Raw genomic sequence first — 20757 nt, 5'->3', positions numbered from 1 at the left:
GGTTTTTGGAGTGAAAAATTGAATGCGGATTATGTAGATAAAAGCTCTCTTATCAGACGCAAACGAATTTTCCTGTGGTTGTTCGCCGGGATGATTGTCCTGGCCGCCCTCGTGGCTTTTTTTTGGGAGGAGCTTGCCCAGGGGGTTGCCTACCTGGGGCAGCTTCAGGCGCAAAAGGATAGATTTCGTGACTGGATAAACTCCTTTGGTTTGTGGGGGCCGCTCGTATTTATGGGTGTTCAGATCGGGCAGGTCGTTTTCTCTCCGATACCCGGCGAGCTGACCGGTTTTCTGGGTGGTTATATCTACGGGGTGTGGGTCTCTACGTTATACAGCACGATTGGCCTCTCGGTCGGGAGCTACCTCGCATTTGCTATCGGAAGATGGTTGGGTAGGCCGTTTGTTGAAAAATTAATTTCCCGCACGGTGATCGAAAAATTCGATTTTCTGGTGACGAACAAGGGCGCGATATTTGCCTTTATCTTTTTTTCGATACCGGGATTTCCCAAAGATTATATGTGTTATCTGCTGGGTTTGAGTCCTCTGAGTATTCGCTCATTTCTCATTGTGGCGACATTGGGCCGGATACCGGGGACCATCGTCCTCGGCCTACAGGGAGCCAATCTCTACAACGAGCGCTATGGTCTGTTCTTCGCCATGCTGGTGGGTATTATCGTTGTCGGCGCCCTGACGGGCTACTACAAGGAGTCGATTCGAATTTGGCTGCGGGGAAAGGCAGATAAGTCGGCTTAAGGGCACCTAGGTCAGCTCCAGATACAGTAAAACCAATGGCGTTGACACGACGCTTATCAAAATTCCAGTGAATACTACCGAGGCCGCAAGGCCTCCTTCATTGCCGTAGCGCTCGGCGAATACGTAATTCAGGACGGCCGGTGGACTACACGAAAGAAGAAAAACTGCAGCCCGCATGGTGCCCTCAAGCGCCATGAAGTGGGTTATGAGCACGGCAGTGAAGAAACCGAGTCCGACGCGCAGGCCAGCCACCAGAAGGCTGAAACGGATATCAGTGAAATGAACCGAGCGAAGTCGGTAGCCCAGCGTGAACAGCTCGAGTGGATATAATCCCTTTCCCATTAGATTGGCGAAACTAAGAAAAAATTTGGGAATCGGGATGGCGGCCATCGTTACAATTAGGCCCAAGAAGGCGGCCCACAGCGCTGGCATGCGGAATGGCTCGGAGCTCATCGAGTTTCCACCATGGAAATAAATCCCAATAGTGAAGGTGATGAAAACGTTCGGAATCGAGAGCAGGACAACCTGGGCAAGCCCGGCCTCTCCATAGGCGAGAAGGGCCAGTGGATATGGTAGGGATACCGCGTTCATGAGAAGTATGCCTGGCACGAAGATGCGGTGCTTGATGCCCGCGAGCGTCGAGATGGCCCAGGCGATACTGCCCGGAATGATGTGTATGGCGACAGAGATGCCGATGGCTTGGAGAAGCTGGTTTGCGTCGATTGTCTGCCGGACGAGGGCATCGAACATGACCGCCGGCGCAAATAGAAACAAGACGAGTTCGGCGAGCACTTTCGGGTCCAGTTTTTTCCAAATCCCCCAACAAAAGCCTAGTGTTGTGATTGCAAGAACTGGAAAGACAATCTCAAGTATTCGTAAGACGTAAATCATCTTGATTTTCCGGATGAGAGTGCGGGACTGTGGGGGCTTGCCTATGCGGCTTGCCGGTGCGGGCGGAGTATATCCGTCTTTCTCAGGAGGGCACAAGGTTTGGCCCAAATATCACTTGGGAGTAATGTTGCGGCCCCGCCTCGCTCGCGATACGCTTGATTTTTAATTGTCATGCTTGTTTCGGATTAGCGGCTTGGACCGCGTGGATAGATTGTGCATAGGAGGATAAAAACATGCCTGAATTCGATCATATTGGTTATGCGGTCAAGAACGTAGATGGCAAAAAAGAGCTCATGGTAGATCTGATGGGATTTAAGTTTGCCGAGCGCAAGGAGTATGACCGGGGAGGGGTGGTGTCCCGGCTGGATTTTTACGAGACGCCTGGCGGCTTGATGGAGCTTGTGGAAGTGAACGACCCAGAGGCGCCGATCAATAAATTTATCGAATCAAGGGGCGAGGGGGTGCATCATATTTGCCTTCGCGTGGATGACCTTCGTGCGACAATGGCGGAGTGGGAGGCAAAGGGAGTGAAATTCATGGGTCCGGCGAAATATGGTTCGCGTAACGGCCTGATAGCATTTGCCGACCCATCGACAACGGGCGGCCTTCTCACAGAATTGATTCAGTATCTCAAAGAAGACGAAGAAATCCCAGATTGGGTGTAAAGATAGTGAGTGGGACCGGAAATGGTGCGTTTTCGGCTATGACGATCTATAGGCGCTCGGGCCGAGACTAACCACAATCCCCCTGTTATCGGGATGGCGCGAGCGTCTTTCTTCAGGCGAATTTCCACAATCAGGCAGCGGGTTCCGCTTTTCTAACGTTGGCTGCCTGGAGACCTTTGGGGCCCTGTGCAACCTCAAACTCGACTGCATCGCCTTCCTTGAGGGACTTAAAGCCTTCCTGTTGGATAGCGGTGTAGTGGACGAAGATATCTGTTTCGTCCTCTTGCGTGATAAACCCAAAACCCTTGGCGTCGTTAAACCACTTCACAGTTCCTTGAGACACTTCCGCCACTCTCCTTTCTAGGTGGCCCGAGCGGACCTATCTGATAAAACGATACATGTAACTTTAGATAGACCAATTATGGCAGCAGGCAGGCCACTGCCTATTTAGTCCTTCAATAAAATAAAACCACACGAATGTAAATACGCTAGATGAGAAGAGGGGAGCTGTCAAGGGAAAATTGGTAGAGGTTAAGCTATTATATTTCAGCTACTTAAACTGAAATCCCGTATCCCGTTAAAGCCTGGGCCCGACAATTTTATATATCGGCCCATGGTTTTTTTGTTGTGTAATTTGAGACAGTGGGAATTACTTTAATCTGCGATTGATGATTTCGTCGTGGCCATCAGGTTATGTCACCACGCCCCGGGGGCGTTCTCCGTTGAAGAATTTCTGAATATTGCCAAGAACGCCCGGTATGTCCGTTCCCCAAGCCCGGTAGGAGCCGCCTCCAGCGTGGGGAGAGAAGACGATATTTGAGAGGCCTCTAAGTTCGCTCGACTCAGGCAATGGCTCACGGCGGTAAACGTCTAGCCCGGCCATTCCAATTTGGCCTTCCCTGAGGGCGCCCGCGAGCTCATCTTCGTTGATGAGTCCTCCCCTGCCGATGTTGATGAGGGTGGCGGTGGATTTCATTTTGGACAATTGCTCTGTGCCAATGAATCCTTCCGTCTCGGGGGTGTGCGGGATGATTAACACGACAAAATCCGACTGGGCAAGAAGCTCATCCAGGGGGAGATAGGTGGCATCGAAAGCCTCTTCCACGTCCTTGGTGTGGCGCGTGCGCTGCGTGTAAAAAATATCCATGTTGAAAGCGCGGCAACGGGTGGCAACTTCCATACCGATGTCGCCCAGTCCGACGATTCCAACCGAGGCACCGAAAAGCTCTGTTATCCCCTCAATTTTAGTCCAGTTCGTGTTCATGTCCCACTGGCTCGTAACAATGGGCTCGATCCCGAGCTTGAGATACTCGGCGTCAGCTACTGCTCGGTGGCCGGGCATGGCTTTGCGCACGCAGCAGAGCATGAGCGTCAGAGCTTGTTCAGCCGCCGTGGCGTTGCGCATCAAGGGCATTGTTGCCACTGGGATACCCGCTTCGCGGGCGGCGTCAAGATCAATATTTTTCAAATTGAGGCCGTGTTTTTGGATGAATTTAATGGAGGGGGCGCTTTTGATCACGGATCCGGGAAGCGGGGCCTTATAGCAAAGGATGGCCTCGGCATTCTCGGCGGCGCTCTTTAAAGAATCTTCGTCGTCCTTCTCGGGATAGATTAGCTCGAAGGGCAGCCCTTTCGAATAATTTTTAATATGATCGGGATAGTGACCCGAGAAAGCATCAACGACCAGGAGGCGAATCAAATCAGACATAAAAATAGCTCCGTATAATTTCGTAATGATACAGGGTGCTGAATCTGTATGATATTTAGTTAGCTTGCTTCCAGTGTAAAAAGTGTATTTGCATTTTTCCCGGGGCAAGTCAAATCGTAGCCTGATGTATGATCGGGTCGGGACAATCGAGGAAGGATATACTAGTAGGTGTTTTACTTGGTAGAGCCGATGTTTATGAATATCCAAAAGAGCCCATGGAGGTTTGGTAGAGGGAGTATTTTTCAGGATGGTCGAAATGGTATTTAATCACGCGAAATCTGTGTATGTGGAGGTTTTTTCCGGTATTAATTACCTCTTTTTAGGGTATTTTGAGCCTTACTGATCGGTTGTAGATGATAGAAGAGACTAATTAGAAGCAAAAGATCAATAATATCAATTGGTTGCGCTTGTTTAACTTTTTTCTTCCGCTTGCCGTTGAGCGGTATAAGCCTTGCTTCTTAACTGGGAGGAGCATAGTTGCTATTGATTCCCGAATATCGGGGAGTTAAATAAGGGAGAAGAGGGGATGGGGTACACGAATCAACCACATAAATTTAAGAATCGGCACAATGGGTTTCACCTGATTTCGCGGTTAAGGGGTTTGCCGATACGGTCAATTTTGCTGGTGTCCCTTGTATTCCTCAGTGCTTGCTCGGGGATGCAAAAAGCTGCCTTCGATAAAAATAGACAAAGTCAAATTGAGCAAAATAGAAAAGTACGTTCGAATTTAAAGGTGGTGCTAAGAACTACTCCCAGGCATTTAATGGTCGAGCCGAGAGATGTACATGTCTGGCTCTGGGATAGACCGGGTGGGATGTTTAAAAGAGCAGTGCGAATTAAAAAACTCCCGTCTGGAACAGTGGGTCGGGTGTTGGAATATGAGCCCGAGGATTCCATTCATCTGATGTGGGCAGAAGAAGGATTTAGCAATAATATGCGTCAGCCCATCAGGTGGGTCAGGGTGGTTACATTTAGAGGCACTGGTTGGGTACGATCTGAATTCATCGATCCGCAGTAAATAATTATTTTTAAATTGACAACACCCTGCATGAGTTCCTACGATTACAGATAAGGGGGAAGTCGGGAATAAAAATATCTTTTTTATGTTGTTGATATGGAGATTGAATGCGTAATCGTAATTTTTTTCATGCCCTAGTTGTTTGTGTTGCCGCTGTGTTTTTCTCAGCGGCATTGTTGTCTCCCGCACGAGGTGCGGAGTCGCTTGAAAAGATTCAAAAAATTCGGACGGCTACGATGAAGTCCATCAGTAAAACATTGCGCGGCATTAGGGTATTCGTCAAAAATGGTCAATTAAAAGAGTTGGCGGAAGCTTCTGAGAAAGTGGCGAAACTTATTGACCGGATACCCGAATTGAGTCCCAAAGGGAGCGCTTTCGGAGAAAAGTCCCGAATAAAATCTGAAGTATGGGACGATTTTAACCGCTACAAAAAACTTACAGAAAAATCCTCGACCGCCGCCCGAGCGCTCGCGAAGGTTGCCGGAATCGGAGATGCGAAATCCTCGATGAGTGCGTTTCGCGTACTTGGAAAGAGTTGTGGTGCATGCCACAAACCCTTCAGAAAGAAAAAGAAAAGACGATGAAACAGCCAAATAAGAATATAAAGAAAATGTTTTTCTTGCCTGTATTACTCGGAGCGGCTCTTTTGGTATCAGGTTGCACGCAATCTCTGATCGGGGACAACCAAATTCCCGGTCGCGAAGGTTTGTTGATGACGCTGACCCAGTTCGAGACGGGAACGAATTGGCGCAACTGGAATACCTTACTCGAGGCTTTCTATCTTCCTGATCATGCGGAAGAGGTGAAAAAAAAATTTGGCAGCGATCTAAAAAAATGGTTTCGTTCAGACCAGGCGACCTCGGCGCTTACCTCTGGCGAGGTCGGCGATGTACGGAACTTGTGCATTCTTGCAATGCGTGAAAAACATCTCTCGCCACGCTTTGAACCACACTTTGTCGTTTACTACCGGGTGCAGGTGGAATCGTGTCATAAACAGAAGAATGGCCCTGTCGAGTTACTGGCAGAGGGGCAAATGGAATGGGGATTTGAAACGAAACAGAATCGCTGGGTTCATCTGCGCTCACTCGGGTAGAGTTGCTCAGGCCCCTAGTTTTTCCTTGAGCATTTCTTGTACGGCTTGGGGGTTGGCTTTGCCCTCGGTCACTTTCATGACTTGACCCACGAAAAATCCAATGAGCTTGGTTTTACCTCTTCGATAGCCATCCACTTCCTTCGGGTTGGCGGCGATAATTTCGTCTACCGTCGCTTCGATCGCTCCGCTGTCGGTTATCTGGCGAAGACCCTCCTCCTCGACGATGACGTCCGGGTCTTTTCCCGATTCAACCATGATATCGAACACCTGCTTAGCGATCTTTCCGCTGATGGTTCCATCGTCGATGAGGCAGACCATTGAGGCAAGTTGTGAGGGGGAGACGGGGCACTCGTCGATGTCGAGTTTCTTCTCATTCAGGACCCGAAGGATATCGCCCATCACCCAGTTGCTTACCGCTTTCGTCGCCCCGGCGCTCGCCTCCTTAACGGTATTCTCGAAATAGTCTGCCAGCGACCGCTCGGCGGTGAGGATTTCGGCGTCGTATAATGGCAGTTCGTATTCGCTCTGGAAGCGGTCGCGCTTGTCGTCAGGAAGCTCGGGAAGATCGGCCCGCACTTTGTCGGTCCATTCCTGGCCAACTTTGAGGGGCACCAGATCCGGATCCGGAAAATAGCGGTAGTCGTGCGCGTACTCCTTGGTTCGCATTTGGCGTGTCGTTCCCGTTGCGGCATCGAACAACCGGGTTTCCTGGATGATGGCCTCGCGTTCATCGTAGGCTATTCGCTGACGCTCCACTTCGTACTCAAGCGCCCGTCTCAGATTTCGGAACGAGTTCATGTTTTTGATCTCGACCTTTTCGCCAAATTCCTTTGAGCCGCGGGGGCGTATTGAAATATTTGCATCGCATCGAAGGCTTCCCTCCTGCATATTGCCGTCGCAGATATCTAGATAGCGAACGAGGGTGTGAATTTTCTTAAGATAAGTCTCCGCCTCCTCGGGGTTTCTAAGATCGGGCTCGCTGACAATCTCAAGAAGGGGCACACCCGCCCGGTTTAAATCTACATAGGAGTGGGAGGTGTCGTTCATCTCCTCGCCATGAATAAGTTTACCGGCATCCTCTTCCATGTGAATTCTTGTGATGCGGACAGTTTTCATTTCCCCATCTTTTGGAAATATCTTCACCTCGCCGCCCTCGCAGAGTGGTTCTTCGTACTGGCTGATTTGATAGCCCTTGGGTAGGTCCGGGTAAAAGTAGTGTTTACGGGCGAAGCGGCAGAGCGGGGTGATTTTGGCGCCTATGGCGATTCCGAGGCGAAGAGCGTACTCGACCACTTCTTTATTAAGCACAGGGAGAACGCCCGGAAGGCCGAGGTCCACCGTGCAGGTGTGATGGTTGGGTTTGCCGCCGAAGGCCGCGCTAGAGCCGCAGAAAATCTTGGTGTTCGTGTTCATCTGGGCATGAACTTCAAGCCCAATAATCGTTTCAAAATCCATCGACAGTGGTTTCCTTTAGGATGCTGTTAAATTCTGTTGAACGTGCTCGATTAAGATTTTAGTAAAGGATGTCGTTCCGTGAGGCCCACCTAAATCACCGGTAGTCTCTCCTTTTCCCATGCAATCAAATAACCCGTCTTGTAGGGCGTTTGCCGCTTTAGTGTCGCCGATATGCCGCAAAAGGAGCGAGAAGGCCAAGAGGATGGCTGTTGGATTCGCCTTGTCCTGGCCTGCGATGTCGGGCGCGGTGCCGTGGCTGGCGTCAAACATGCCCACGGAGACGCGATTTTTCTCATCAAAGGAGAGAGACACGGATGCACCCAAGCCAAGACTTCCAACGAGCCCGCTTGCAAGATCGGAGAGAAAGTCTCCATATTCGTTGAGAACGAGAACAACCTGGAACTGCTCTGGCTTCATCACGAGCTTTGCCAGCAGAGCATCAAAAAGCTCTCTGTTGTGCACGATCTGGCCAGAGAACTGAAACTCTCCCGCTACCTCATCGACGATATCTTCAAACAAGCCGTCTGTTACCCGCTGGATTGTGTACTTACTTGAGGAGGTGAGTGATTTGCGCTCGCGCATGGCGATAGAAAAGGCGTAGTGGGCAGCTTGCTCGCAGGTTTTTCTGTCCACGATTCGCAGGCTCGCTGCCGCGTAGTCGCCGATCATCTGGCCGGGATCATCATACGTGCCGCCCGTTGCAACGCGGACGATATCAAGATCGATTTTCCCCGAAAAATTAGTTTTTATCCCGGGAATGGTGGTCACCGGTCTGTGGATAACGGAGAATTTCAGAAGTTTCCTGAGGATGGCGTTAGGGCTTTCCTCGATGGTGGCGGTTGGGTATTTAAGGCCGATGCTGGTTTGCAGCATCGAATTTACCGCCTCATCGTAGAGTGTCCGGCCCCCCTTTTTTCGATTTTCGTACGAAAGGTCCACCGTTTCAAAATGGTATTCGCCAGGAAGCGCCCCTGCGACAGCATGCACGCTATCCCTAAGCTCATCGGCGATGCCGTCTCCCAAAAGCTCGGTGATGTTTCGCACGTCGTTCATGGCACTCCTCTATATTGTTCTAAAGTGGCGGCTGGGCGAGGTGATACTCGGTGGCATTTTCGAACGCCGCCGCAGCGCGAAAGATATCTTCCTCGCCGAAATGTTTCCCCACGAATTGGAGCCCTATTGGCAGTTTATCAGATGTAAATCCGCAAGGCTGACTGATACCGGGAAGGCCGGCCATGTTGCAGGGAATTGTTAGCACGTCAGAGAGATACATGCTGATCGGATCATTTATCCGCTCGCCGAAGCGAAAGGCTGGCGTCGGCGCCGTCGCCGACATGATGACATCGACTGTCTTGAACGCTTCTGCAAACTCTTGGCAGATCAGCGTGCGAACCTTCTGGGCCTTGGTGTAATAAGCGTCGTAGTAGCCTGATGAGAGGACATAGGTGCCTAGCATGATTCTAAGCTTGACCTCCTCGCCAAAGCCCTTCTCCCTGCTCTCTGCATACATGCCGTGGAGCGGGCCCCACTCCGAGGCGCCGCTCTCTTCCCTGAGCCCAAAGCGTACGCCATCATAGCGGGCCAGGTTACTGCTCGCCTCTGCCGGAGCGATGATGTAGTAGGTGAGAATTGCGTACTCGGTAGAGGGAAGCGAAATTTCATGGATCTCAGCCCCCTGCTCCTCCATGACCTTGATGGCGTGTCTTACCGATGCCTCGACCTCCGGGTCCATTCCGTCGATGAAATATTCTTTTGGTATCCCAACTCGAAGCCCCTTTGCGCCCCGCTTCAACCCTTCGGTGTAGTCGGGGACGGGGACATCGGCCGAAGTGGAGTCCAACGGATCGTGTCCGCTCACGGCGGTCAGCATCATCGCGCTATCGTGGACAGTATGTGAAAAGGGGCCGATCTGATCGAGCGAGCTTGCGAAAGCGATAAGCCCGTACCTCGATACGCGCCCATAGGTAGGTTTCATTCCCACCACACCGCAGCAGGCGGCGGGCTGGCGAATTGAGCCGCCTGTGTCCGATCCCAGTGACAGGGCGCAAGAGCGTGCCGAAACCGCCGCTGCCGATCCGCCGCTGCTCCCGCCAGGAGTAGTCTCCAGGTTCCAAGGATTCCGGCTTGGGCCAAAGGCGCTGTGCTCTGTCGATGAGCCCATCGCGAATTCGTCCATGTTGAGTTTGCCCAGAATAACGGCACCCGCCTCCTTGAGTTTGCGAACGGCGGTGGCGTCGTAGGGCGCGATGAAATTCTCCAAGAATTTCGAGCCGCATGTTGTGGGGGTGTCCTTCATGCAGAGAAGATCCTTGATGGCCACCGGCATTCCCAACAAGGGCCCGCCGCCTTCTCCTGCAAGTTGATTGTCGGCTTGCCTCGCCCCCTCGATGGCTTTGTCTCTTAAAATGGTGAGGTAGGCGTGTACCCGCTCATCGGTTTCCTCGATTCTATCGAGATAGGCCCGGGTCGCTTCCTCAGACGAGATTTCCCTTGTCTTGAGTTTGCCGGAGAGCTCCCGGGCAGTTAATGAGATGATGTCGCTCATGCATTCTCCGTGTTGCCGGTATAGGCAGTTTAGTTAATTCTCATCGCCAAAAGAAATTCCGACGGAGCGTGCCACTCCGATGAAATCGCTGTCGAGTGAAACCAAGCGTTGACCTTGGGCGGCGTCGGCCATGGGAACCAGGGTTATCGATCCGTTTTGCAGGGCGACGAGATGACCGAACCGCCCTTCTATGGCGGTCAAGGCCGCGTGTACGCCAAAGCGTGTGGATAGGTTCCGGTCGTAGGTCGAGGGGGTCCCGCCCCGCTGGATATGTCCGAGCACCGTAACACGCGTTTCGTATCCAGTTTTCTCTTCAAGAAGGTGTCCCACGATGTTTCCGATTCCTCCAAGCCGCTGCGGATGAGTCGGATCGTCCGCCATTCTCTGAATCACGACCTCGCCGTCCTTGAGATGGGCGCCCTCGGCCACGACAATGATACTAAAATTCTTGCCCGAGGAGCGATCAATGCGGATGTCGTTGGCGATGGCTTCTATTGTAAAAGGGATTTCGGGAAGAAGAATGACGTCGGCCCCACCCGCCAGGCCCGAGAACAGGGCTATCCATCCGGCGTTTCGGCCCATCACCTCGACGACCATCAAGCGTCCGTGGCTCTCCGCCGTCGTGCGCAGACGGTCGATGGCCTCGGTGGCGGTTCCTACCGCGGTGTCGAATCCAAAAGTAACGTCTGTGGCGAGAAGGTCATTGTCGATAGTTTTGGGCACGCAAATCGCCGGAAGCCCTTTCTGGGTGAGCCGATGCGTTATTTGCAGCGTTCCGTCTCCACCAATGGCGATGAGGCCGTCAAGGCCAGCATTATGAAAGTTGCTGATTACCGTGTCGGAAACATCGACTGGGCGGCGCTCGCCGTCGATGGTCATCATGAACTCAAAAGGATTATCGCGGTTCGAGCTTCCTAGGATCGTGCCGCCATACTGAAGTAGGTGGTCAACTTTTGAAGAGTCAAGATCGATGAATTGATTGTGGACTAATCCACTGTATGCGTTGCGGATTCCTTGAATGCGAACACCAGCCCGCTCGGCGGTGAGAACGACAGCCCGAATAACAGCGTTCAAGCCTGGACAGTCACCGCCTCCGGTCAAAATTCCAAGAGAGCGAATTTTGCTCGCCTCTTTTTTTTCGCTAACCATTGGTGTGACCTCCGGCGTAGATGTCCGGTTTTACAGGGCGAGGCACAAAGCATATGCCGACGAATTTTTTAGTGCTACGGCAACCTCAATATAAAACAAGCATAGCCCAGCGATTCTTTGCCGCCTGCGGCATGAAATATTTCAAGTTCATTTTGCCACTTATCGAGTATTGATTTCGCCTCGGCGGAGCCTATGTGTTCATGACGATTTTCTAAAATAGCCATAGCCTGAGGGGCGTAAAAATCCTCCCATGACTTATCCTCCTCAAGTTCTGCCGATTCGACCCAGAATCCGGCCCCGGATAGCTCCTTGATCCGCTCATCGAGGCCCGAAATTCGGCTAGGCGAAAAACCGTTAACCCATTCCTTGACGGCGGGGTTGGCAGAGTCGGAATCGCCAGACTTCCAAACCATTTCCGAGATCGCAATCCATCCCCCGTCCCGTACTACGCGGGATAATTCGAGAAGTATTTTTGCGGTATTAAAAGGACGAACATGGCCAAGAGATAAGGCGAGGTCAAAGAAAAAATCGTCGAACGGCAATTCTTCGGGGCCAGAGTCGATAATGTTCACAAAGTGATCGAGATCTTCGAATATGGCTCGCCGCCGCGCCTCCTCGGCGAATTCGGCCTGGGATTCGATGCCGGTGACGGCGCATTTGAATTTTTCCGCCAGCGTCAACGCCGCCCCGCCTTTTCCGCAATCGATGTCGAGTACGGTGGATGAGTCGGTGATACCGCAAACCTTCCCGATATGTTCAAGGGTGCCGGAGGTGATAGGAGACAGGAATAGATTATGTTTATAGCGCTCGAACGTGTCGAGGATCATCCAGGCGTTATTCCCGTAGGGTTAAGGAATGGAAATGCCAAGCATATCCAACATGATGAGTACAGAGGCGATTCCTAAAAGGGCAGCGATAACACCAGCCGTTGCTCCGAACAGTACGCCGTAGATGTTGAATTTTTTAGATATCTTGCTGAATGCGCTCATCCTAAGTCTTCCTTAACTGAGTGAGATTGTTTAACTGCCTTTTGTCGTTTTCTTTCTCTTGGTGGGTTGCGATTTTCCAATCTGCATGAATATTTTCCCGTCCTTAAAGACGCTGACGGTGCCTGTAGATTCACTAATAACGAAAGAGGTTGCCTCGCTTACCTCGGAGATGCCAGCGGCGGCCATGTGGCGTGTGCCGAGCCCTGCCGGAAGTTCGATATCCCCGGCAGCGTTCAGGTGGCGGCCCGCAGCCTCAATAATACCATCTCCCCTGATGACGAAAGCGCCGTCTATTGCACTGAACTCCTTAACCGTTTCCCTGAGGGCGGGATCTAGAATGTTCCGCTGCTCCTCAGGATAGCCATGAAATGGATTAATGACCATCTGGCGCGAATATTGAAGAACGATATCATGATCTCCGAGAACGAAGAGCGCCCCCCTGGATTTCCCCTCGCGCCCCTCTGAGGCCAATTCGAGCGAGAGCGACAGGAGGGCTGAAAATACTTTCGGGTCCACCCCGTTCAATTCGCTCTTGGTCTCGGAGGTGAGCATCATCTCTTTTTCCTGATCCAGCTGGAAAACAATAAGAGTGTCAATCCGCTGGTTTTCCGAAAGGCCGGAGAGGCAGACAATGGTGTCTTTTTTCGAAATCGCGCCTTCGCTGAGCGCGATGACCACACCCATCTTAATAGCGTCGATTCGATTCAGCGACAGGGCCGGAAGTCGGAATACTCGGTAATCCTTGTCCTCTAGCTCCTCGAATAATTCGGGCGAGCATGTGGTGACAAAACGCTCGATGTTGTCCGGGAGCTGAGAGAGGGCCTCCAGATCTTTCATGGCGTCGGCGTGCACAAATACCGCATTTGCACCAAGCTGGCCGCAGATAACGGATGCCGCTTCAATAAGGCTTTCGCTTGTACCCGTGGCTTTCGCCATTTTCCCTCCGGTTTAACTTAGGCCTTCAACGACAACATAGCGCGTGGCCCCTCGGCGCTCAATCAAGAATAAATTTCCCGCCTTATTGCTGCGTTTAATTGCGGCGGAAAGATCTCCAACTTTTTTGATAGTTTTTTTGTTTGCCTCGATGATGATGTCGCGGCGCTTGATACCAGCCTTGTCTGCCGGGCTGCCTTGTTTCACGCTGACGATGAGAACGCCATACTTGGTTTCCGCGCCTATTTGGCGGGCGATTTCAGGTGTAAGGTTTTGTCCCTCGATCCCTAGTTTTTTGCCCATCGAGGTATTTCCCGAGGCGCTGGCCACCTGTTCTGGGCCGGGCATTTTTCCGGAAATAATGGTGATATTCATGGATTTGCCGTTGCGGAATATGATCAACTTTACTTTGCGGCCCGGTGCGATGCGGGCGGCCATGCGGGATAGGGCACGAGGGCTTTCCACCGCCTTGCCGTCCAAAGACAAAACAACGTCGCCTCGCTTAACACCAGCCTTGGCCGAGGGTCCATCGGTCACCAGGCTGCTCACCAGTGCCCCTTTTGTGTTTTTCAGCCCCAGCGCCTTGGCGAGAGCATCGTCAACAGGTTGAATCGAGACACCCAGGAATCCGCGTACGACAGTGCCCTTTCGAAGCTGGGGCATCAGATCTTTAGCTTGGTTGATCGGGATGGCGAAGCCAATGCCGATGTTGCCGCCACCTCGGCTGAAGATGGCAGTGTTAATGCCGACGACCTCTCCGGAGAGGTTGAACAGGGGGCCGCCGCTGTTGCCCGGGTTGATCGAGGCATCGGTTTGGATGAAGTTATCGTAGGGCCCGGCACCGATGACCCTGCCCTTGGCGCTGACGATCCCCGCCGTAACGGTATGAGCGAGCCCGAAGGGGTTGCCGATCGCAACTACCCAGTCGCCAACACGAAGCTTGTCGCTGTTGCCTAGTTTGACGGCGGGAAGTTTTTCGCCCTCTTTTTTCTCAATACGCAAAAGGGCGATATCGGTTCTGGGGTCCCGACCGACGACAGTTGCTTTGCGTCGCTTTTTGTCCTGGGTCATTACCGTGATTTGAGTTGCTTTTTCGATGACATGGTTGTTCGTCAGGACGAGCCCCTGCTCGGAATCAACAATGAGCCCGGAGCCGAGGCTGGTATTTTTCTGTTTGGGCGCTGGTCTGCCCTGAAAGCCGGGAGGTGCCTGCTGGCCCTCGAAAAAGCGCCGCAACATTTCGCTCCAGGGATCTCCTGGCATACCAGGGACACCTCGGCGAGACTGGGACTTAACAATTGTTTCGGAGCTGATATTTACAACAGATGGTTTTAGTTGTTCAACTAGATCGGCCAGTGAGGGAAGGCCTTTGATCTTTGCCGTTGCTGCGTGAGCGGGAGCCGAAATAGTGAATGAAAGTGCGATGAGCAGCATGAAAAATGCTTGCATCGCGGTTTTTGCGATTGATGCCGAACTCCGGGTTATGACCAATGACATGTTGACGTTCCTTCCTGTTCAATTTTACTAAAAGCGGCTATTGTTTACCGCCTATTTCGACGCTACGGGTTCCATTGTTGACGTTTAGGCAATCTGCGAGTGAAACGAAATTGCCAGGGCTCAGCTTGGTCGTTGTAAGTAGCTGAATTTTATTGCAATATTCATTTCTCTGTGGGATTTAAGAGGCAAATCCCCTTTCGGCGTATTTTCTACTACCCGGCTCTTTCTTGCAATGGGTAAGGCCCGAGCGGGCTCGATAATTAAAATACCATGTAGGCTTGAAATTGGTGGTTTTGTACCAATTTTAAGGGCTTGATGGGCACCTTTTCCCCGCCTTTCAATGGCGGATGGAGCTGTGGGGTCTCGATATTGGCAGGTACTTGCTGAATGTGGGGTTACCCAGCTGGGGCCTGAGGAGTTCGAGCACCTCTGATTGTTTATTTTAGGAATATTCGTTGACCAACGAGACAGAAACCGTACTTTTGGCGTTTCTTGCAGCCTTCCTCGCGGCGGGCGCGAACATTACATTTGCGCGTGCTCTGGCGAAGGTAGGCTCGTTCACGCTCGCCCAGATCTCCAACATGGGAAACGCTGTGATGTTGGGTTTCTATGGGCTTTATATTTTCGACATTTCGATGTTTCGGTGGGAGGCATTTGCCTGGTTTGGTGTACTCGGTGTGACGAATTTTTGCATTAACCGATGGTTTTTTTACACGGGCATGCGGACCATGGGCCCCTCACGCCATATCACGATAGCCAGCTTGGCCCCTTTGCCGACGCTTCTGATTGCCACGGTCCTCCTTGGCGAGAGGCCTGGCCCTCTCGTATTGATGGGAACAGCGTTTGTGGTTGTGGGGGTGATCACGGTGATCTATGCGCCCTCGAAGGGGAGGTGGTTCCAGGCCGGAATCGGATGGTCGCTCACCTGCATGTTGTTGTTTTCTGTGGGAGGTTACATGCGGAACCGGGGAATGCACATTATGCCGGCATCTGCATTGCTCACAGCCTGGGCCGCTCTGGTGGCTGTTCCAACGGGCGAGATATTGCGCACCGCCCTGCCCAACAATATTTTGTCGTGGGAAAAAATAAGCTGGTCTCTGGCACCCGTAATATTCCTGGCCATTTTTTTTAATTCTATTCAACAGGTAGTCATGAATATTTCCCTTCAGGGGCAAATGTCTCTCGCCATACCCATCATGAGCACGACCCCTGTAATCGTTATGCTGCTTTCGGCTATATTCCTGCGCGACATAGAGCGCCTGAATCGCCGTGTGGTGGTGGGAATTATGATTACCTTTCTTGGAATGGCCACCATCGGCATTGGACGGCACGGTTGATCTCATTTACCTGGAAATTCTAAATTGACCGATAATTCAACAGCTATTATTTGGGCGCTGTTGACTGCGGCTATGCTGGCCTTGCAGGGCGTGGCCACCGCGCGCCCTTTGCGCCACATCGGCATTCTTGCGGCATCCTTGCTGACCAACATCGTCAACGTCGTCGTCCTTGGGTTGTTGGGCGCGTACTATTACGTCGATGGGCAGATGACCGTCGTGGGAATGGGCTGGTTCGCTCTTCTCGGAATCTCTGCATACAGCTATGGGCGCTTTGTTTACTACAAGGCGCTGTTCACTATCGGCCCGCCGAGGCTGACAACCATGATGTCCACCGCCCCGTTGCTCTCGCTAGGGCTGGCGGTTTTATTTCTTGGTGAGCGACCGGGGCCAGCGGTGCTTTTCGGCACTTTTTTGGTGATCATGGGGGTTGTTTTTGTCAGCTACGAGCCCTCTGAGAAGGGTTGGTTTCATAAAGGCATTCTTTGGGGATTCGCGAGTGCCCTCTCGCTCGGAATGAGTGCGTTCATTCGAAAAAAAGGGCTTGCCTCTTTTCCCGATCCCATACTTACCGTGGCATGGGCGAATTTTGTCGGGGCAATTGTTCTCTCCAGCCTTCGGCCTTTGGTGCCAGCCGAACTGTTCCGGTGGGGTGGCCGCTCGACTATCATTGCCATAATATTGTTAGGAGTTCTGAATTCGGCGAACCAGGTTTTCATGAATATTGCCATCAAAATGGGCGATGTCAGCGTCGTTACCCCTATTATCGCCTCATCCCCGATTTTTTCGATTTTTTTCACGGCTTTATTCCTTCGGGGGTTTGAGCGTGTTCGTCCGGCCATGGTATTTGGCGTATTTTTCACTGTGGGCGGAATGGTGTTCATCGTTTTAGGGCGTTGATCCTATCCCCTTGTGGGAGGTAGGCTGGTTTCGAGCGTAGGATTTTCAATTTTTGGATACTCGGGTTCTGTCGGGCCGGACGGGCCGCTAGAGGCATTCACAGCCTGGGCGGCGATTTGCCGGTTTCAAGAAAAAAAAGGAGAACGGTATGGGCGACAAGGCATTCATCGATTCGTTTCTGGCGGAAAAACGTATGTGTCGTTTCGCGGTGTCGCGCAAGGACGGCGGTCAGTTGATTCGTCCGATCTGGTACATCTGGGAAGACGGCAAGTTTCTTATCAGCACGAAATCGTCCGGTGTCCACACCCGCATCGTCAAGCGGAACCCGAAAATTTCGGTTGTGGTGGACAAGGATGATCCGCCTTACGCTGCCGTGGTTTGTGAGGGTGAGGTGGAACTCATCGAGGGTGTCGGCACGGATCACGATCTTATCGGTCGATGCGCCGAGCGTTATCTTGGTCCCGAAATAGCCCCGAAATTTATGGCTGGCCCAGTGGCCCAGGTGGATCGTGTGCGCTTTATTGTTCACCCCAAACGTTGGACGGTTTGGAACGCCGGTGGCGATCCGCCCTTCAGCGCTCGGGCGGGCGATTACTCTTAGTAGCAAGGTGATTCGAAATAGCCGGGCGGGCGATACAGAGAGGCTCGCCCGGCTATATTTTTTGCGAAGTGTGTCAGCTATTAAAGAACGCCAGGCGTTACCTCTCGTACACGTCGCCAAATTACGAAGACGAACAGGACAATACCGGCGAGCTGTGCCAGCCCAGAGATGATGAGTGTAAATTGTGCAAATGGGTGCGCCGTTCGCCAGAGCCAGGGCTCGCCGATTATTCGGAAGATAAGCCCGCCCATGGTGAGATAATAAATTCCGTAGACGGAGGGTAAATGGTAGCGACCCTTTGTTTCGGGGTGAGTGCCCCGCATCAGGGGGAACATCCAGAGCGCCACACCCATTACCATAAGTCCGAGCCAGCCGACGAAGCCTATGTGAGCATGGAGAAGCAGCAATTCTCTTGGCATCCTCATGAGCCAGATGGCGTTTGCCAGCATGAAAAGGGAGCCTGATGCAAAAGTAATGACAAAACAGATGAGACTTGTTTTCACAAAAAGGCGAATGACAGGCGGCATAGAGATATCTCCTCAGTATGGCTGCGAGGTGTGGGGCGAGGGACGTCTCCTACACCGTATACGGGAACACGCCAGAGTATGAAAGACTCTCGTAAATGGGCGCGGCTACTTGTTTGCCTTGCGTTCCATATGATCCTGATGGGCTTGATATCGGGCATACTGATTCATCTCTACGGGTTAAACCGACCGGAAAAAATCCTGTTCTTGCCCTCGCTGTTAGCTGCCGCTGTGGTTGGTATTTTTTACACCTATGACCGCAAGGCCAACCGTATTTCAGAGTCGGGAAATCTTGCTGGTGCCCTCACGGGGCTGCGTCTGTGGGTGGATTTCTCCTACCCTGCTCTTGATATTGGCAGATGGGCATATTTCGGACTATGGGCTGTATGGGGCTCTTATCTGGCTAATATCCTTGTTGTTCTCCTGGTGGGCGTACTTGCCGAAAGGCGGGGGAGATGAAGATCGGGATAAATGTTTTTATTATGCGGAGGCTCTTTTAATAATAAATTTAATTTAGTGTAAATGTTACTTGCGAAAGTGTATTGAATGGATAGAATCATCCTATGTAAAAAGAATTTGTTTCTCTGTTATTTCAACTGGAGGGAGTCCATGCGTATTTACAGAAAGTTTCTAAATGGCAGTTACGGCTATTGCTGCAGTTGGTTTCGTTGCTACTCAGGTGAGTGCCGCTACCAACATCACCATCGTCGGCGCTGGTAAGGGCGCAGGCGCATTTCGAATGGCGGCAGGTCTTGCCGAGGCCGTGAACAAGACGAGTAAAAAGGTCAACGTTACCAACCGCGAGTCAAAGGGTTTTGTCGCGAATACCCGCCTTGTTGCTAATGGCCGCTCTGAAATCGGCATGACGAACGGAATTTTTGTCGATTTCATTCAGCGAGGCAAAAAACCTTTTCACAAGGGCAAACCGAAGAATACCATCCGTGGTATCGGCCCCGTTTCCACTTCCTGGTTCCAGGTGGCGACGTTCCGGAAATCCGGCATCAAGACCTATCACGATCTCGCCGGAAAGCGCTTCAATATGGGCCCCCGCGGAAGCTCGACGCTCTTCATGACGAAGTTCATCACCGACAACATTGGTGTCACCGGTAAAATCCGTAAGGACTATATGGGTTGGGCGGCCGCCGCGACGAACATGATCGACGGCAAGCTTGATGCCTTTGGCATTCCGAATCCTGTTCCCTCGCCGGCGATTCTTCGCGCCTCACGAAGTCACCCCCTCCGCATTCTCAGCATTCCCGATGATGTGCGTGATAAATTCGTCGCCATGAGTTCTGGCTACTACAAGGCCAACAAGGATGCTAGCGCTTATAACGGTATGAAAGGCAAGAAGTTCAAGACGGTTGCCTACACTATCTTCGCGGTTACCAACGTGAAGGTTTCCAACGATGTCGTCTATGAAGTGGCCAGCCGTGTATATGACAAGGCGAACCGCGACTTCTTGATTAACGTATTCAAGGGATGGAAGATCGGCCTGGACTTTGCTTCAAAGTCGGGTGAGTTCATTAATCAGATGAAAAATTTCAACATGAACCTTCATCCTGGCGCAGCCCGTTACTGGAAAGAGAAGGGCTACAAAGTTAATTAGAGACTTTGCTGAGTTTGAAATTTTGCCCCCCCCCCGGAGGGATTGTGTCCTTCCGGGGGGTTCTGATTTAACTGGTTATCATCGAAGTCGGATGGGAAAGAGCGGAGATGGGGAATTTTTTCAATTTTCTCTGGGTGTGGGTGCGGTTTGTATTTGCCCCGGAGTCGGCAGACCGTCGGGATCTTTCTCCTGGTTTTCAAAAGAAAAGCATGCCGGTTTGGTTGTTTCTGTCCAGCATGTTTTTTATCTATATAATTTTCTTTGCCGGTGAAAAATATAATCTTTATCTTCCCTATGAAATTTCGTGGGAATGGCAGGATGTAACATTCCCGGCTCTCGAAGTTTGGCTTTATGCCTTGATCTGGTTGTACGTTTCGGGGCTGTGCCTTCTGCCGAAGGTGACGACCCTACTGTCCTCGCTTGTGTTTGCTTTCTATTTTCTCTACGGCGCGGCGAACAAGGCGCCTGTAGATTTTGGTCTGGGTTTTGGTGAGGTTATCGTCTATATCCTCTCCCCGCTTCTTTCTGCGGGTACGGAAAAATCGCTCTCGGCGATTTGGGAGACGGTTCATTTTCCGGGCTTGGCTATCTATGCGTTTCATTTTTATTTGCCATTCTATGTGGTCTTTACTGCCATCTTGACATTTATTTTCTTTCCGGCTCGAAAGGGCGCTCCAATAAGGCGGCCCTCTTCGGTGGACCTTCTCCTTTGTGCAGGGGTTGTCGTCTTCACGGTGGAATACATCATGAATTTCGCCGACCGGGGAGATCGTGCGGGACTGGTTCTGTGGCCAGACGTTTTTATGGGCACGATCGCTATCATCGTTTCTATCGAGATGTGTCGCCGGATACTGGGGTGGGTGCTTCCTTTGTTGGGGGTCTCGTTCTTTTGCTACGCCATGTACGGCAATTATTTCCCCGGGCGGCTTCTTCATAAAGGATTTTCATATAATGAAGTTGTCAGCTTCATTTATGGAAACGACGGCATCTTTGGTGTCATCGCAAATGTTTATGCGAGTTATGTGTTTCTATTTATCCTATTCGGTGTTTTTCTCGAAAAAACCAAGGTCGGAGATGTATTCATCGATCTCTCCTA

General features: G+C 51.7%; 22 protein-coding genes. 10 read left to right on the top strand and 12 right to left on the bottom strand.

Going from position 1 to position 20757, the window contains the following annotated elements:
• The first annotated feature begins 18 nt into the window (after positions 1-18).
• Entirely contained in the window at positions 19-753 is a 735-nt protein-coding gene (locus HOJ95_11945) for a TVP38/TMEM64 family protein (protein ID MBT6395412.1), read from the top strand.
• A 6-nt stretch (positions 754-759) separates the two neighbouring features.
• Here the strand turns inward: HOJ95_11945 and HOJ95_11940 are convergent, their stop codons facing one another.
• Entirely contained in the window at positions 760-1644 is an 885-nt protein-coding gene (locus HOJ95_11940; protein MBT6395411.1) for a hypothetical protein, read from the bottom strand.
• A gap of 233 nt (positions 1645-1877) precedes the next feature.
• Here HOJ95_11940 and HOJ95_11935 point away from each other — a divergent pair, with 233 nt between their 5' ends.
• Complete coding sequence (locus tag HOJ95_11935; GenBank protein ID MBT6395410.1) at positions 1878-2309, top strand: methylmalonyl-CoA epimerase; 432 nt, start codon at positions 1878-1880, stop codon at positions 2307-2309.
• 130 nt (positions 2310-2439) lie between these two features.
• Here the strand turns inward: HOJ95_11935 and HOJ95_11930 are convergent, their stop codons facing one another.
• Both HOJ95_11930 and HOJ95_11925 read right to left on the bottom strand, forming a co-directional pair.
• Positions 2440-2652, bottom strand: coding sequence for a cold-shock protein (locus HOJ95_11930; GenBank protein ID MBT6395409.1), 213 nt, complete (start codon positions 2650-2652; stop codon positions 2440-2442).
• 348 nt (positions 2653-3000) lie between these two features.
• Complete coding sequence (locus HOJ95_11925) at positions 3001-4017, bottom strand: hypothetical protein (protein ID MBT6395408.1); 1017 nt, start codon at positions 4015-4017, stop codon at positions 3001-3003.
• 1125 nt (positions 4018-5142) lie between these two features.
• Here HOJ95_11925 and HOJ95_11920 point away from each other — a divergent pair.
• On the top strand, positions 5143-5619 hold the full coding sequence (locus HOJ95_11920; GenBank protein MBT6395407.1) for a cytochrome c: 477 nt from the start codon (positions 5143-5145) through the stop codon (positions 5617-5619).
• The gene (locus HOJ95_11915; GenBank protein MBT6395406.1) at positions 5580-6128 is read left to right on the top strand and encodes a hypothetical protein; all 549 of its coding nucleotides are present in this window, start codon (positions 5580-5582) and stop codon (positions 6126-6128) included. The genes HOJ95_11920 and HOJ95_11915 overlap by 40 nt, the downstream gene beginning before the upstream one ends.
• 6 nt (positions 6129-6134) lie before the next feature.
• Here the strand turns inward: HOJ95_11915 and gatB are convergent, their stop codons facing one another.
• From gatB to HOJ95_11875, 8 genes are all read right to left on the bottom strand, one after another.
• On the bottom strand, positions 6135-7583 hold the full coding sequence (gene gatB, locus HOJ95_11910) for an Asp-tRNA(Asn)/Glu-tRNA(Gln) amidotransferase subunit GatB (GenBank protein MBT6395405.1): 1449 nt from the start codon (positions 7581-7583) through the stop codon (positions 6135-6137).
• Between the two features lie 15 nt (positions 7584-7598).
• Positions 7599-8636 carry an isocitrate dehydrogenase gene (locus tag HOJ95_11905; protein ID MBT6395404.1) on the bottom strand — a complete coding sequence of 346 codons (1038 nt, stop codon included), beginning with the start codon at positions 8634-8636 and terminating at the stop codon, positions 7599-7601.
• Between the two features lie 19 nt (positions 8637-8655).
• Positions 8656-10128, bottom strand: a complete 1473-nt coding sequence (gene gatA / locus HOJ95_11900) for an Asp-tRNA(Asn)/Glu-tRNA(Gln) amidotransferase subunit GatA (protein ID MBT6395403.1) — start codon at positions 10126-10128, stop codon at positions 8656-8658.
• Between the two features lie 33 nt (positions 10129-10161).
• Positions 10162-11277, bottom strand: coding sequence for an ATP-dependent 6-phosphofructokinase (locus HOJ95_11895; protein ID MBT6395402.1), 1116 nt, complete (start codon positions 11275-11277; stop codon positions 10162-10164).
• Between the two features lie 74 nt (positions 11278-11351).
• The gene (locus tag HOJ95_11890; GenBank protein MBT6395401.1) at positions 11352-12104 is read right to left on the bottom strand and encodes a methyltransferase domain-containing protein; all 753 of its coding nucleotides are present in this window, start codon (positions 12102-12104) and stop codon (positions 11352-11354) included.
• 21 nt (positions 12105-12125) lie between these two features.
• Positions 12126-12266 (bottom strand): hypothetical protein, encoded by a 141-nt coding sequence (locus HOJ95_11885; GenBank protein MBT6395400.1) that lies wholly within the window; start codon positions 12264-12266, stop codon positions 12126-12128.
• A gap of 30 nt (positions 12267-12296) precedes the next feature.
• Positions 12297-13202 carry a hypothetical protein gene (locus HOJ95_11880; GenBank protein ID MBT6395399.1) on the bottom strand — a complete coding sequence of 302 codons (906 nt, stop codon included), beginning with the start codon at positions 13200-13202 and terminating at the stop codon, positions 12297-12299.
• 12 nt (positions 13203-13214) lie between these two features.
• Entirely contained in the window at positions 13215-14696 is a 1482-nt protein-coding gene (locus HOJ95_11875; protein ID MBT6395398.1) for a DegQ family serine endoprotease, read from the bottom strand.
• Between the two features lie 455 nt (positions 14697-15151).
• Here HOJ95_11875 and HOJ95_11870 point away from each other — a divergent pair, with 455 nt between their 5' ends.
• The 3 genes from HOJ95_11870 to HOJ95_11860 all read left to right on the top strand — a co-directional run bounded on the left by HOJ95_11870 (position 15152) and on the right by HOJ95_11860 (position 17531).
• Positions 15152-16033 (top strand): DMT family transporter, encoded by an 882-nt coding sequence (locus HOJ95_11870; GenBank protein MBT6395397.1) that lies wholly within the window; start codon positions 15152-15154, stop codon positions 16031-16033.
• Positions 16034-16057: 24 nt separating this feature from the next.
• Positions 16058-16930: a DMT family transporter gene (locus tag HOJ95_11865; GenBank protein MBT6395396.1), complete on the top strand. Its 873-nt coding sequence runs from the start codon at positions 16058-16060 to the stop codon at positions 16928-16930.
• Between the two features lie 148 nt (positions 16931-17078).
• Positions 17079-17531: a hypothetical protein gene (locus tag HOJ95_11860; protein MBT6395395.1), complete on the top strand. Its 453-nt coding sequence runs from the start codon at positions 17079-17081 to the stop codon at positions 17529-17531.
• 80 nt (positions 17532-17611) lie between these two features.
• On the opposite strand, the gene HOJ95_11855 is transcribed toward HOJ95_11860, so the two are convergent.
• Entirely contained in the window at positions 17612-18058 is a 447-nt protein-coding gene (locus HOJ95_11855) for a hypothetical protein (protein MBT6395394.1), read from the bottom strand.
• 78 nt (positions 18059-18136) lie between these two features.
• Between HOJ95_11855 and HOJ95_11850 the strand changes: the two genes are divergently transcribed.
• The 3 genes from HOJ95_11850 to HOJ95_11840 form a co-directional block, all read left to right on the top strand.
• Positions 18137-18514: a hypothetical protein gene (locus HOJ95_11850; GenBank protein ID MBT6395393.1), complete on the top strand. Its 378-nt coding sequence runs from the start codon at positions 18137-18139 to the stop codon at positions 18512-18514.
• 175 nt (positions 18515-18689) lie between these two features.
• Positions 18690-19661, top strand: a complete 972-nt coding sequence (locus tag HOJ95_11845; protein MBT6395392.1) for a TAXI family TRAP transporter solute-binding subunit — start codon at positions 18690-18692, stop codon at positions 19659-19661.
• A gap of 107 nt (positions 19662-19768) precedes the next feature.
• The coding region (locus HOJ95_11840; GenBank protein ID MBT6395391.1) for a hypothetical protein at positions 19769-20757 on the top strand (989 nt) is incomplete at its 3' end.

It is taken from the genome of Nitrospinaceae bacterium (genome assembly GCA_018669005.1).
Lineage (GTDB): Bacteria > UBA8248 > UBA8248 > UBA8248 > UBA8248 > UBA8248.
This window is presented reverse-complemented; position numbering and strand designations above follow the sequence as displayed.